The sequence below is a fragment of the Sphingomonas sp. Ell38C01 genome, from assembly GCF_055231975.1.
The window spans coordinates 495371-507960 of sequence record NZ_JBUYVA010000001.1; the positions used below are offsets into that span (position 1 = coordinate 495371).

The following is a 12590-nucleotide window of genomic DNA, read 5'->3' on the forward strand; positions in this document are numbered from 1 at the left end:
GTCATCGGTGCGACGCTCGCGCGATGATCCGCCGCCTCTCCCTTGCCGCCGCCATCGCCCTGGTAGCATCCCCCGCTCCGGCACTCGCCGACGATCGCAGTTACGCCGTCGGCAGTTTCGATCGTGTCCGCGTCGACGGCCCCTTCGCGGTGACGATCCTCGTCAGCCAGTCCCCCGGCGCGCGCGCCAGCGGTGACCGCGCGATGATCGATCGGCTGAAGATCGAGGTCAACGGCACCACCCTCGTCGTCCGCATGGGCGTCGACGGCTGGGGCGAAGTCCCCCGCGCCGCTACCATCCGCCCCGCAACGATCACCCTGCGCACGCCACGCCTCACCTCGCTGATCGTCAACGCCGGCGCGCGCGTCCAGGCCGATCGCATGGTCGCGCAGAAGATCGACGTCGCCGTCTCGGGCAGCGGTACGCTGAGCGTCGCGCATGTCGAGGCAGATCAGGTCGGCGCCGCGCTCACCGGTACTGGTACGCTGACGCTCGCCGGCCGCGCCCAGCGTGCGCAGCTGGCTTTGATAGGTTCGGGCACGATCGACGCCACGAAGCTTGATACGTCGGACCTCATCGCCCGCCTGGACGGCACCGGCACGCTGAATGCTGCCGCCCGCTACACCGCCCGCACCGTCTCGAGCGGGCTCGGCACGATCGACGTCGCCGGCAACGCGAAATGCCAGATCACCTCGACCGGCGGCGGGCCGGTACGCTGCGGCCGCTGACTAGAGCGCCTCGCCGCTGAGTCGCTGGCACAGCATGTCGAGCTGGTCGAGCGTCGCATAGCCCAGCGTCAGCGTTCCGCCCTTGTCGCTATGGGACACACGCACGCTCAGCCCCAGCATATCCGCGAGTTGATGCTCCAGCGCAGCGATGTCGGTGTCCCCCGTCGTCGCCCCACCCGGGCCGTGGCTTCGCGGCTCCTTGCCCTTTTCGCCCCGCGCGAGCCGCTCGACCTGACGCACCGACAATCCTTCGGTCACGACGCGATCCGCCAGCCGCTCGACATCCTCGACGCCGATCAGGGCGCGCGCATGCCCCATCGTCAACGCGCCTTCCAACACCCGCGTCTGGATCGTCTGCGGCAGGTCGAGCAACCGCAGCAGGTTCGCGATATGGCTGCGCGACTTGTTGACGATCTTGGCCAACGCTTCCTGCGTATGCCCGAAATCGGCGAGCAGCCGCCGATAGGCTTCCGCTTCCTCGATCGCGTTAAGATCCTGCCGCTGAATATTTTCCAGCAGCGCGACTTCCAGCGTCTCCGCATCGCTGAAGTTGCGGACGATCACCGGAACCTCGTGAAGCCGCGCGCGCTGTGCCGCACGCCACCGTCGCTCGCCGGCGACGATCTGATAGTCATGCCCGTGCGGGCGGACGACGATCGGCTGGATCAGCCCGCGTTGCGCGATCGACGCCGCCAGCTCGTCAAGCGCCGCCTCGTCGAACCGCCGGCGCGGCTGGTCGGGATGCGGCGACAGTGCCCCCACCGGCAGCATCCGCACGCCCGGTGCGGTTCCCGCCTCGCGTGCCGGCACCTCGTCCGACGCGATGTCGCCCAACAGCGCACTCAACCCACGGCCGAGCCCCGCACGCGGCTTGCGCACCTCGCTCATGCCGCCGCCTTCGTCTGCGGCAGCCGCCCGATCAACTCGCGCGCCAAGGCGATATACGCCTCCGACCCCGCACAGCGATGATCGTAGATCAGCGCTGGCAAGCCATGGCTCGGCGCTTCGGACAGCCGTACATTGCGCGGGATCACCGTCTCGAACACAACGCGTCCGAGCACCGCACGAACGTCGTTCGCCACCTGTTCGGTCAGCCGGTTGCGCCGATCGTACATCGTCAGCGCGACCCCCAGGATCGACAGTGAGGGATTGAACCGGTTGCGGATCCGCTCGACCGTCGTCAGCAGCTGGCTCAGCCCCTCGAGCGCAAAAAATTCGCATTGCAAGGGCACCAGCAACGCATCCGCCGCGATCATCGCGTTCATGGTCAACAGTCCAAGCGACGGCGGACAATCGACCAGCACGATATCCCACTGGTCGCGCTCGCTCGCCAGCGCCCGGTCGAGCCGGTGCGTCCGCGCGTCCAGATCGACCAGTTCGATCTCGGCTCCCGAGAGGTCCACCGTCGCCGGCACGATATCGAGTCTCGGGATTCCGGTGCCGATCGCGGCATCCTCGATCCGGGTGTCACCGATCAGCACATCGTAGCTGGAGAGCCCGCGCTTCGACTGCCCGATCCCGAGCCCCGTCGACGCATTGCCCTGCGGATCGAGGTCGATCAGCAGCACGCGCATCCCTGTCGCCGCGAGCGCGGTCGCCACGTTGATCGCGGTCGTCGTCTTGCCGACGCCCCCCTTCTGGTTCGCGATCGCGATCCGCATCATCGCCTGCCGACCTTTTCCGCTACGACGATCACCGAGTCCGGATCGGTAAGGCTCTGTTCCACGTGAAACACTCCTCGCCATGTTCTTTGTGCATCGGCCAGCTCCTCGCGACCGTTGCGCCCACGATGTAGCAGAAAACGCGTCGAAGGACGCGCTATCTTCGCCGCCATTGCGAATAGCCCATCGATAGATGCCACGGCGCGTGCCGAAATCGTCTCCGCCGCGACCGTCAGCCCATCCACCTTCTTCTGAACGACCGTAGCGCGATGCTCCGCACCTATCGCTGCAATCACCGCAGTCAGGAAATCCGCGCGCTTCCGTCGGGGCTCGACCATCACGATCGTACGCTCCGACAATGCCGCTACTATTAGCCCCGGGAAGCCACCGCCGGTTCCGATATCCACCCAGACCCCGTGACGGTCGCCATCCAGCGCGAGCAACTGCGCGGAATCGACGACATGCCGCGCCCAGATCTGCGCAACGGATGTAGACGCAATCAGATTCTGTCGGGAAGTTTCCTCGACCACCCTATCGACGACGTACCGCACCGCGTCGAACTTTTCCGGATAGCGCTCGCGCATCCACGCCGTCGCCTCATCCTCGGTCATGCGGCAATACGTTTCACGTGAAGCAGGATAGCGCTCAATGCCGCGGGCGTGATCCCTGGGATCCGCGACGCCTGGTCGAGCGTCTCCGGGCCGGCCTTGGTCAGTCGCTCGATCATTTCCAACGATAGTCCCGGTACGTGTCCAAACCCCTCCAGCGCTGCAAGCGACATTGCATGCCCTGCCCGCCGCTCGACGATCTCGGCTGCCTGCCGCTCGAGATACGGCGCATACCGGATGTCCTCGACAACCTCCGCGACCAGATCATCGTCGATCCCGGCGAGAAAATCGTCCTCGCGATTCCACGTCCCGGACCGGATGGCAGCAACCGCGCCTTTCGCTTCGCCCAGCATCGCCCGCACCGAGTCGCGGTCGTCCTCCCGTCGACGATTGAAGGCGATCCGCGCATCACCCAAACAACCGAGCGCCTTTGCTGTATCGCTCAACCGTGTAGCCGCATTGTCAGCGCGCAGTGCCAACCGGTACTCCGCGCGGGCCGTCAGCATCCGGTACGGCTCGGTCACACCCTGCAGGACGAGGTCATCGACCATCACCCCGATGTAGGAATTGCTCCGCTCCGGCCGATATTCGGCCAGTCCCAGCGCCTCGGCCGCGGCGTTGCATCCTGCGACCAACCCTTGCGCTGCAGCTTCTTCATACCCGGTCGTACCGTTGACCTGCCCCGCCAGAAACAGCCCGGACACCGATCGCACAGCCAATCGCGTATCCAGGCATCGCGGATCGACATGGTCATATTCCACCGCATAGCCCGGCTCGATGATCGCAGCGCGCTCCAGCCCGGGAATTGTCCGCACCATCGCATGTTGCACGTCGACGGGCAGCGACGTCGAAATTCCATTGGGATAGATCGTGGCGTCGTGGAGCCCCTCGGGTTCGAGGAATATCTGATGTGAATCCCGGTCGGCGAACCGGTGGATCTTGTCCTCGATCGAGGGACAGTATCGCGGCCCCTGCCCCGCGATATCGCCCGAAAACAGCGGCGAGCGATGAAGCGAGGCGGCGATCAGTGCATGCGTCTCGGGCGTCGTGCGAGTGATCGCGCACGCCACTTGCGGCACCTCCCCACGCACAGACATCGGCGACATCGTCCAGTGGTGCGCGTCCGATCCCTGTCGCTCCGTCCGCGCCCAATCGATCGTACGACCGTCGATCCGGGGCGGTGTGCCCGTCTTCAATCGTGCGATCGGAAGATCCATTTCGTGCAGATCCGCCGCCAGGCGCGTCGCCCCACGTTCTCCGATCCGGCCGCCCTGCTCCCGCTCCTCGCCGCGAAACAGTCGTCCACCAAGAAACGTGCCTGTCGCCAGCACGACGGCGCGCGCGGCGATCGCGGTCCCATCGCCCAGAACGACCCCGGTGACGCGCAATCCGACCAGCGTCAGCCGAACGACTTCACCCTCGACGATCGCCACGCCGGGTTGTGCCTTCACCGCGTTGCCGACCGCACGGGAAAACAGCCGTCGATCGGCCTGGACGCGCGGGCCGTGTACCGCCAGCCCCTTGCTGCGATTCAACATGCGGTGGTGGATCGCGGCCCGGTCCGCCCCGCGCCCGATCACCCCGTCGAACGCATCGACCTCGCGCACCAGATGGCCTTTGCCCACGCCCCCGATCGCGGGGTTGCATGACATCGCACCGATCATGTCCGCACGCATCGTGACGAGCGCGACGCGAGCGCCACGGCGCGCGGCGATGGTCGCGGCCTCGACGCCGGCATGGCCGCCGCCGACGATCAGAACATCGAACTGCATCGTCATTCGCTAAGCGAACCGCACCGCACTGTCAAAAAAAGCTCGGCGACTTGATGTTCCACGTGGAACATCACTTCCCGATACAGAATTGCCCGAACAGCGCATCGAGCATCGCTTCGGTCGCATCGACCCCGGTGATCGCCGCCAGCGCCCGCGCCGCTACACGCAGATGCTCGCTGACGAGCAACAGGTCCTCATCGCACGCGGCGTCTCCAAGCGCCACACGCGCCTCGTCCACCAGACGCCGCTGCCGCGCATTATACGCCGGACGATCGGCGATCGGCCGGTCGAGCGCCTCCACCGCTCCCCATAATGCCGCCACGCTGTCCGGCCATCGCACCGAAACACCCATGGCCGTCAAGGGTGCCGGTCCCCGCTCATCGGCTCGCGACCATACCCACAAGGCCCGTTCGGCCGTCGGCATAGTCTCGCCCAGCCACAACACCAGGTCCGCCGCGTCGATCGCACCCTTGGCGCGCGCGATCCCGATCGCCTCGATCGGGTCGTCCGTCGCCTCCGTCAGCCCCGCGGTATCGACGATCAGATAAGCCCGGCCGTTGCGCTGCACCGGCGCCTCGACCCGGTCGCGGGTCGTTCCCGCGATCGGCGATACGATCGCCGCCTCACGCTCGACCATCGCATTGAACAGCGAAGACTTCCCCGCATTGCGCGGCCCCGCCAGAACCACACGCATGCCCTCGCGCAGCCGCTCGACCGACGGCCGCGACAGCGCGCGGTCCATATCCGCGCGCAGCATCGCGATCTCCGGCCGTGCACGTGCCAGCGACACGGTCGATACATCGTCCTCGTCGGAAAAATCGATCTGCGTTTCCACCCCTGCGGCGATCAGCATCGCCCGGTCCAGCCAACCCGACACTTCGGCGCCCAGACGTCCCTCGACGCTCGCGATTGCCGCCCGCCGTCCCGTTTCCGTTTCCGCCGCCAAAAGGTCCGCCAGCCCCTCCGCCTGCGCCAGGTCGATCCGCCCCCGCGTCAGCGCGCGCCGGGTGAACTCTCCCGCCTCCGCCATCCGCAACCCGGCGCGCGCACCCAACGCCGCCTCCACCGCCGCGACGACCGCGCGCCCGCCATGGCAATGGAACTCGACCAGATCCTCGCCCGTGGCCGTCGCGGGGCCGGGAAACACCAGCACCAGCGCGCGATCCAGCACCAGCCCGTCCTCCGCCCGCAGCGTCCGAAGCGCCGCATGGCGCGGTTCGGGCAGTCGTCCGCCGCACAACAGTCTGGCCACCGCGATCGCATCCGGTCCGCTGATCCGGATCACCGCGATCGCGGCGGGGGGACGTCCGCTCGATACTGCGAAGATCGTGTCCGTCTCAGCCACCCGGCTTCGTGCCGCTCTCGAACATCCGCCGCCACATCGTCATCCCGGCTTCGCCCATCGGGGCCCAGCTCTTCATCATCCCCTCGAGCAGTTCAGGGCGCACCTGCCCCTCCATCGCGTCGCCCAACATCGCCAGATAGCGCTCGTGGAGCGGGGTCATGTCGGGCAGCCCCATCACGCGGCGCGCCTCCTCCGGCGTGCAATCGACCTCGACGTTGATCTTCATGGGCTGCGGCCTCCCTTCAGCGCACCAGCGCGGCGCGATAGCTTCGCGCCATGTATGCGCGCGACACCGCCCCGATCGCAACGCCCGTCCACTATCGATCGTCCGCGGCACCATTTCCGGGCCGATCGCGTTATCTAGCAAACCGGATGCCCACGCCTCCGCCGGAGACCCGATGATGACGACGATGATCCCGATCACCACCCTCGACGGCGCCGAAACCTTCGATGCCTATCGCGCCGACCCCGCCGGCACGCCCAGGGCCGCGATCGTCGTGATCCAGGAGATCTTCGGGGTGAACGCCGGCATCCGCCGCAAGTGCGATACGCTCGCGGAGGCCGGTTATCTCGCGCTGGCGCCCGATCTGTTCTGGCGGCTCGGACCCGGCATCGAGCTCGATCCCGACGTGAAGCCCGAAATGGATCGCGCGCTCGCGCTGATGGGCGAGTTCGATCAGGACGCCGGGATCCGCGATATCGAGGCGACGATCCGCGCGGCCCGCGCTGCGCTCGGCGACGGCGGCAAGGTAGGCGTCGTCGGCTATTGCCTGGGAGGTCGCCTTGCCTTCATGACTGCGGCGCGTACCGATATCGACGCCAGCGTCGGCTATTACGGCGTCGGCATCGATGGCCTCCTTGGCGAGAAGCACGCGATCGCGCACCCCGTCCTCCTCCACATTCCCGAGGACGATCACTTCGTCGACAAGGCGACGCAGGCGAAGATGCACGAGGGGCTGGACGATCACCCCAGGATCACGCTCCACGATTATCCCGGCGAGGACCACGGTTTCGCGACCGAGTTCGGCGCGCGCCGCTCTGCAGCGTCTGCCGAACTGGCGGACGAGCGTACCGCCGCGTTCTTCGCCGAGCATCTCGGCTGATATGAAAACGGCCCCGGCGATGGTCGCCGGAGCCGTTTCGATCCGTCATGTCGGCGCGATCACCCGAACAGGCTGACGATCCCCAGCGTCTCGCCGGTGCCGACCCAGCCCTCGTAGATCATCTTGATCGCGACCAGCAGGATCACCCCCAGTCCGATATAGGCGATCCAGCGATACCGATCGATGATCCGCGCGATGAAGTTCGCCGCCAGCCCCATCAGCGCGACCGACAGCAGCAGCCCGACGACCAGGATCCCCGGATGCTCGCGTGCCGCGCCCGCCACCGCCAGCACATTGTCGAGGCTCATCGACACGTCCGCCACCGCGACCGCCCACGCCGCCCCCGCGAAACTCTTCGCCGAGGACAATCCGGAGCGCTCGTCGCCCGCCACTTCGTCCGATCCGGGATTGTGCCCGCCCGCCCGGATCTCGCGCCAGAACTTCCAGCTCACCCAAAGCAGCAGCAGACCGCCCGCGAAGATCAGCCCGACGATTCCCATCAGCCACGTCACGATCAGCGCGAAGAAGATCCGCAGCACCAGTGCGGCGCTGATCCCGATCAGGATCACCTTCTTACGCTGGTCCGAAGGCAGCCCCGCCGCCAGTGCCCCGACGACGATCGCATTGTCCCCTGCGAGCACTAGGTCGATCATCAGCACCGAACCGAACGCCGCCAACGCGGCAGGTTCGGTGATGTTGGAGAAATCAGCGAGGATATTGTGCCAAATGTCGCCGAGCGAGCCCGGCCCCTGGACCCCGTGCGCCGCCGCGGCGGACAGCAATGTGAACAGCATCAGATGATCGACTCCCGGAAATACGCGACGGTCTGCATCGGATCGTAGAACCGGTGCAGCAACCCGCGCCACGCCTCATAGCGGTCCGACGTGCGGAAGCCATCCCGGTGCGCGGCGATGTCGCTCCATTGCACCAGCAGCAGATAGGTTCCGGGCGTCTCCGCCGCCGGACGAACCTCGATCCCATGGAACCCCGGCGACGCGGCGATCAGCGCCCGCGCATCGCGCATCGCAGCTTGGAAGGCGGAGGTTTCGTCCGGGCGGACATGAAGGAGCGCATGTTCGAGGATCATGGCCCGGAATCCTACCCGTTTGCCCCGAACCTGTCGAAGCCTGTCCTGAGCGAAGTCGAAGGGGACCATCCTTCTTCCTTTCGCACACGCAAAAAAAGCGCGGGCAAAGCCCGCGCTCTCCGTTGGTCGGGGCCTTGCCCCGCCGGCCGGACCGATGCGAGTCCTGCGGCAACATGCCGCAGGCCGCATTCGGTCACTGATTCATGCTGTCGAAGAAGTCCTCGTTGGTCTTCGAATTCTTCATCTTGTCGAGCAGGAACTCCATCGCGTCGATCGTCCCCATCTGCATGAGGATCCGGCGCAGAACCCACATCTTGCTGAGCTTGTCCTTCTGGACCAACAGCTCTTCCTTGCGCGTGCCGCTCTTGCCGACGTCGAGTGCGGGGAAGACGCGCTTGTCCGCCACCTTGCGGTCGAGCACGATCTCGGAGTTGCCGGTGCCCTTGAACTCCTCGAAGATCACCTCATCCATCCGGCTGCCGGTATCGATCAGCGCGGTCGCGATGATCGAGAGCGAGCCGCCCTCCTCGATGTTGCGCGCCGCGCCGAAGAAGCGCTTGGGCCGCTGGAGCGCGTTGGCATCGACGCCGCCGGTCAGCACCTTGCCCGACGACGGCACCACGGTGTTGTAGGCGCGACCCAGCCGGGTGATCGAATCGAGGAGGATCACCACGTCCTTCTTGTGCTCGACCAGCCGCTTGGCCTTCTCGATCACCATCTCGGCTACCGCGACGTGACGCGTCGCGGGCTCGTCGAAGGTCGAGGAGACGACCTCGCCCTTCACCGATCGCTGCATGTCGGTCACTTCCTCGGGCCGCTCGTCGATCAGCAGGACGATCAGGAACACCTCGGGATGGTTGTCGGTGATGGCCTTGGCCATGTTCTGGAGCATCACCGTCTTGCCGACGCGCGGCGGCGCGACGATCAGCGTGCGCTGACCCTTGCCCTGCGGCGAGACGATGTCGATGACGCGCGCCGACTTGTCCTTCTGCGTCGGATCATAGGGATCCAGCGTCAGCTTCTCTTCCGGGTACAGCGGCGTGAGGTTGTCGAAATTGACGCGGTGGCGCACCGCCTCGGGATCGTCGAAATTGACCGCGGTCAGCTTGGTCAGCGCGAAATAGCGCTCGCCGTCCTTCGGCCCGCGGATCTCGCCTTCGACAGTGTCGCCGGTGCGCAGGCCGTGCTTGCGAACCTGGTTGGGCGAAACGTAGATGTCGTCGGGGCCCGCCAGATAGTTCGCCTGCGGGCTGCGCAGGAAGCCGAACCCGTCGGACAGCACCTCGATCGTGCCCTCGCCCATGATCTGCTCGCCATTCTCGGCCTCGACCTTCAGGATCGCGAACAGCAGGTCCTGCTTGCGCAGCGTGGAGGCGCTCTCGACGCCCAGTTCCTCCGCCATGCTGACCAGGTCGGCGGGGGTCTTCTTCTTCAGTTCTTTGAGATGCATGGGGAGTTTTCCGGTGGCGCGAACGCGCGTCTGCATAAGGAGGGTTCGGCCGGCGATGGGGAATCGCACGAAGGAAGACCGAACCGGCAGCGAGGGACGACGCACCCGGTGGGCCACGCCGTCACGGCGACCTAGGTTTCACGCCCGCGCAAGTCAAGGCTCTCCCTTCCCTTATCCGGCCCTGCCCTTATCCAGGAGACACGCCGGTCAGAACGGCTTCACGATCACCAGGATCACGATCAGCGCGGTCATCAGCGCGGGAACCTCGTTCAGCGCGCGCAACCGCTTGCCCGACAGCGTCGGCTTGCCAGCCGCCAGCCGCTTGGCATAGCCGATCATCCAGCCGTGATAGCCCGACAGGATCAGCACCAGCGCGATCTTCATGTGGAGCCAGCCCAGCCCCGGCACCCCGCTCGCGATCCCCGCGTTCAGCGCCAGCGCGATGCCCAGCACCCACACCACTACCATCGCCGGCGTCAGGATGATCCGACGCAGCTTGCCCTCGCGCTCGACCCAGCGCGCTTCCTCGGCCGCGTCGCCGAGCCCTTCCTGATGATAGACCAGATAACGCGGCAGCATGAACAGCCCCGCCATCCAGAACACCACGAAGATCAGGTGCGCCGCCTTCACCCAGTCGTATGCGGCCCCCAGGAAACCGGCGATCATCATCCGCGAACCCTTTCGAGCAGCCGTTCGACATGCGCGATCGGCGTATGCTGGTCGATCCCATGGCCCAGGTTGAACACATGCGGCCGCGCAACGAACGCGCTCAGGATCCGGTCGATCCCCGCATCGAGCGCGTCGCCGCCCGCGATCAGCGCGAGCGGATCGAGATTGCCCTGCACCGGCAGCCCCGGCGGCAGCATCGCATCCGCCCAGGCGGGGTCGACCGTTTCGTCCAGCCCGATCGCATCGACCCCGGTCTCGCGCGCATAGGCGGGCAGCTTGCCCCCCGCGCCCTTGGGAAAGCCGATGATGACGACGTCGGGGCAACGCGCGCGCAGCCCGGTGACGATCGCGGCGTTGGGCGCGATCACCCAACGCTCGAACTGCGCCGGGCTCAGCGATCCCGCCCAACTGTCGAACAACTGCACCGCCTCGACGCCCGCCTCGACCTGTTTCGCCAGATAGTCGATCGTCATGTGGACGATCGCATCGACGATCGCCTGAAACGCCTCAGGATCGCCGTACGCATAGCGCCGCGTCTCGCCCTGGTCGCGACTGCCCTGACCCGCGACCATGTACGTGGCGACCGTCCAGGGCGATCCTGCGAAGCCCAGGAACGTCGTCGTCGCCGGCAGCGCCGCCGCCACCCGCACGACGGTCGCATAGACCGGGTCGAGCCGCGTCTGCACGCGATCGAGCGACGCCAGCGCCGCGTCGACCAGCGGCGGCGCAAGCCGCGGCCCCTCGCCAACCCCGAACGACAGGTCCTGCCCCAGCGCCCACGGCACCATCAGGATATCGGAGAACAGGATCGCGCCATCGAACCCGAACCGGCGGATCGGCTGCAGCGTCACCTCCGCCGCCGCCTCCGGATCGGTCGCGAGCGCGAGGAACCCGCCCTTCTCCGCCCGCAGCGCCCGGTATTCGGGTAGATAGCGGCCCGCCTGCCGCATCAGCCACACCGGCGGGCTCGCGTGCCTGGTCCCCTTCAGGGTCGACAGAAGCAGTTTCTCGGTCAGCGCAGGCCGTCCCTTCTTCAATAAGAAGAATCTTTAAAGAGGATGTTGATTCAGTAGGCGCGTGGGTTGCGGGGCTTATGCGGCAATCCCGGAAATGCCAACAGCTTGCGCTTCGCCAACCCGCGATTGTGCGTCGATTCGACGAATCCGCCCCCGTTATCCACAGGCTGTGGACCGATCTTGTGACAGTGGAGGCAATTGTGGACAAGTCCCGGTCTGTCCACTGCGACAGACGCGCTTTCCGACAGGCGCAAGTTACGCTAGCCCTCGTCCCCATGTTATCCACAGATCGGTTCTGACAACGTTGGCACGCCTTCATCTCCACCTCCTCTCGGACTCCACCGGCGAGACGCTGGAGAACATCGCCAAGGCAGCGCTGGCGCAATATGACGATGTCGAGACGACGCGGCATTTCTGGCCGATGGTCAGGACCGAGACACATCTCGACCGCATCCTCCAGGAAATCGCGCAGAATCCCGGGCTCGTCATCTTCACGCTGGTGAACCCCGCGCTGCGCCGTGCGCTCGAACAGCGCTGCTCCGCACTCGCGCTCCCCGCGGTCGCCCCGCTCGATCCGGTCAACGATGCGCTGTCCGCGCTGCTCGGGCAGCAGGCCAAGGCGCGCCCCGGCCGTCAGCATGCGCTCGACGCCGCCTATTTCGCGCGGGTCGATGCGATCCAGTTCACGATCGCGCATGACGACGGGCTGCTTTCGGAGGAATGGGAGGAGGCGGACATCGTGCTGGCGGGCGTCAGCCGCTCGTCGAAGACCCCGACCTCGATCTACCTCGCCAATCGCGGCTACAAGACCGCCAACATTCCCGTCGTCGTCGAAAGCCCGCCGCCGAAGATCCTCTACACGCTGAAGAACCCGCTCGTCGTCGGGCTGACGACCAGCGCGGACCGGCTGATCGCGATCCGTCGCAACCGGCTGTTGTCGCTCAACCAGGCCGCGGTCACCGATTATGTCGACCAGGACGCGGTGAAGCGTGAGATCGCGTTCGCGCGGCGGATGTTCGCGGACAATGGCTGGCCGGTGATCGACGTCACCCGCCGCTCGATCGAGGAAACCGCCGCCGCGATCATATCGCTGTGCAATGAAAGACGAGAATTGGGCAACGATCGCCGGGAGACACGAAAATCGCACTGAT

Annotated in this window: 14 protein-coding genes; 3 read left to right on the forward strand and 11 right to left on the reverse strand. The window is 66.4% G+C overall.

Going from position 1 to position 12590, the window contains the following annotated elements:
• The first annotated feature begins 23 nt into the window (after positions 1-23).
• Entirely contained in the window at positions 24-728 is a 705-nt protein-coding gene (locus tag ACV7NO_RS02365) for a GIN domain-containing protein (RefSeq protein ID WP_463404431.1), read from the forward strand.
• Here the strand turns inward: ACV7NO_RS02365 and ACV7NO_RS02370 are convergent, their stop codons facing one another.
• From ACV7NO_RS02370 to ACV7NO_RS02395, 6 genes are all read right to left on the reverse strand, one after another.
• Positions 729-1616 carry a ParB/RepB/Spo0J family partition protein gene (locus ACV7NO_RS02370; RefSeq protein ID WP_463404432.1) on the reverse strand — a complete coding sequence of 296 codons (888 nt, stop codon included), beginning with the start codon at positions 1614-1616 and terminating at the stop codon, positions 729-731.
• Entirely contained in the window at positions 1613-2392 is a 780-nt protein-coding gene (locus ACV7NO_RS02375; protein ID WP_463404433.1) for a ParA family protein, read from the reverse strand. The genes ACV7NO_RS02370 and ACV7NO_RS02375 overlap by 4 nt, the downstream gene beginning before the upstream one ends.
• Positions 2389-3000 carry a 16S rRNA (guanine(527)-N(7))-methyltransferase RsmG gene (locus ACV7NO_RS02380; RefSeq protein WP_463404434.1) on the reverse strand — a complete coding sequence of 204 codons (612 nt, stop codon included), beginning with the start codon at positions 2998-3000 and terminating at the stop codon, positions 2389-2391. The genes ACV7NO_RS02375 and ACV7NO_RS02380 overlap by 4 nt, the downstream gene beginning before the upstream one ends.
• Complete coding sequence (mnmG, locus tag ACV7NO_RS02385) at positions 2997-4775, reverse strand: tRNA uridine-5-carboxymethylaminomethyl(34) synthesis enzyme MnmG (protein WP_463404435.1); 1779 nt, start codon at positions 4773-4775, stop codon at positions 2997-2999. Before mnmG ends, ACV7NO_RS02380 begins: the two co-directional genes overlap by 4 nt.
• 64 nt (positions 4776-4839) lie before the next feature.
• The gene (gene mnmE, locus ACV7NO_RS02390; protein ID WP_463404436.1) at positions 4840-6114 is read right to left on the reverse strand and encodes a tRNA uridine-5-carboxymethylaminomethyl(34) synthesis GTPase MnmE; all 1275 of its coding nucleotides are present in this window, start codon (positions 6112-6114) and stop codon (positions 4840-4842) included.
• Positions 6107-6340, reverse strand: a complete 234-nt coding sequence (locus ACV7NO_RS02395; protein WP_463404437.1) for a DUF6489 family protein — start codon at positions 6338-6340, stop codon at positions 6107-6109. The genes mnmE and ACV7NO_RS02395 overlap by 8 nt, the downstream gene beginning before the upstream one ends.
• Positions 6341-6515: 175 nt before the next feature.
• Between ACV7NO_RS02395 and ACV7NO_RS02400 the strand changes: the two genes are divergently transcribed.
• On the forward strand, positions 6516-7217 hold the full coding sequence (locus ACV7NO_RS02400; protein ID WP_463404438.1) for a dienelactone hydrolase family protein: 702 nt from the start codon (positions 6516-6518) through the stop codon (positions 7215-7217).
• Positions 7218-7276: 59 nt separating this feature from the next.
• On the opposite strand, the gene ACV7NO_RS02405 is transcribed toward ACV7NO_RS02400, so the two are convergent.
• The 5 genes from ACV7NO_RS02405 to hemE form a co-directional block, all read right to left on the reverse strand.
• Complete coding sequence (locus ACV7NO_RS02405) at positions 7277-8011, reverse strand: TerC family protein (RefSeq protein ID WP_463404439.1); 735 nt, start codon at positions 8009-8011, stop codon at positions 7277-7279.
• Positions 8011-8304 carry an antibiotic biosynthesis monooxygenase family protein gene (locus ACV7NO_RS02410; protein ID WP_463404440.1) on the reverse strand — a complete coding sequence of 98 codons (294 nt, stop codon included), beginning with the start codon at positions 8302-8304 and terminating at the stop codon, positions 8011-8013. Before ACV7NO_RS02410 ends, ACV7NO_RS02405 begins: the two co-directional genes overlap by 1 nt.
• 193 nt (positions 8305-8497) lie before the next feature.
• On the reverse strand, positions 8498-9754 hold the full coding sequence (gene rho / locus ACV7NO_RS02415) for a transcription termination factor Rho (RefSeq protein ID WP_463404441.1): 1257 nt from the start codon (positions 9752-9754) through the stop codon (positions 8498-8500).
• 207 nt (positions 9755-9961) lie between these two features.
• Positions 9962-10420 (reverse strand): CopD family protein, encoded by a 459-nt coding sequence (locus ACV7NO_RS02420; RefSeq protein WP_463404442.1) that lies wholly within the window; start codon positions 10418-10420, stop codon positions 9962-9964.
• Positions 10420-11439: a uroporphyrinogen decarboxylase gene (hemE, locus tag ACV7NO_RS02425; RefSeq protein WP_463407259.1), complete on the reverse strand. Its 1020-nt coding sequence runs from the start codon at positions 11437-11439 to the stop codon at positions 10420-10422. The genes ACV7NO_RS02420 and hemE overlap by 1 nt, the downstream gene beginning before the upstream one ends.
• Positions 11440-11743: 304 nt before the next feature.
• Here hemE and ACV7NO_RS02430 point away from each other — a divergent pair, with 304 nt between their 5' ends.
• Complete coding sequence (locus ACV7NO_RS02430; RefSeq protein ID WP_463404443.1) at positions 11744-12589, forward strand: pyruvate, water dikinase regulatory protein; 846 nt, start codon at positions 11744-11746, stop codon at positions 12587-12589.
• Position 12590: the final 1 nt, after the last annotated feature.

What these genes read in the sequence shown, in the direction of transcription:
- ACV7NO_RS02420 (WP_463404442.1), bottom strand. Translation starts at nt 10,420, where the DNA reads ATGATCGCCGGTTTCCTGGGGGCCGCATACGACTGGGTGAAGGCGGCG.
- ACV7NO_RS02370 (WP_463404432.1), bottom strand. Translation starts at nt 1,616, where the DNA reads ATGAGCGAGGTGCGCAAGCCGCGTGCGGGGCTCGGCCGTGGGTTGAGT.
- ACV7NO_RS02375 (WP_463404433.1), bottom strand. Translation starts at nt 2,392, where the DNA reads ATGATGCGGATCGCGATCGCGAACCAGAAGGGGGGCGTCGGCAAGACG.
- ACV7NO_RS02400 (WP_463404438.1), top strand. Translation starts at nt 6,516, where the DNA reads ATGACGACGATGATCCCGATCACCACCCTCGACGGCGCCGAAACCTTC.
- mnmG (WP_463404435.1), bottom strand. Translation starts at nt 4,775, where the DNA reads ATGACGATGCAGTTCGATGTTCTGATCGTCGGCGGCGGCCATGCCGGC.
- ACV7NO_RS02395 (WP_463404437.1), bottom strand. Translation starts at nt 6,340, where the DNA reads ATGAAGATCAACGTCGAGGTCGATTGCACGCCGGAGGAGGCGCGCCGC.
- rho (WP_463404441.1), bottom strand. Translation starts at nt 9,754, where the DNA reads ATGCATCTCAAAGAACTGAAGAAGAAGACCCCCGCCGACCTGGTCAGC.
- ACV7NO_RS02410 (WP_463404440.1), bottom strand. Translation starts at nt 8,304, where the DNA reads ATGATCCTCGAACATGCGCTCCTTCATGTCCGCCCGGACGAAACCTCC.
- ACV7NO_RS02365 (WP_463404431.1), top strand. Translation starts at nt 24, where the DNA reads ATGATCCGCCGCCTCTCCCTTGCCGCCGCCATCGCCCTGGTAGCATCC.
- ACV7NO_RS02380 (WP_463404434.1), bottom strand. Translation starts at nt 3,000, where the DNA reads ATGACCGAGGATGAGGCGACGGCGTGGATGCGCGAGCGCTATCCGGAA.
- ACV7NO_RS02405 (WP_463404439.1), bottom strand. Translation starts at nt 8,011, where the DNA reads ATGCTGTTCACATTGCTGTCCGCCGCGGCGGCGCACGGGGTCCAGGGG.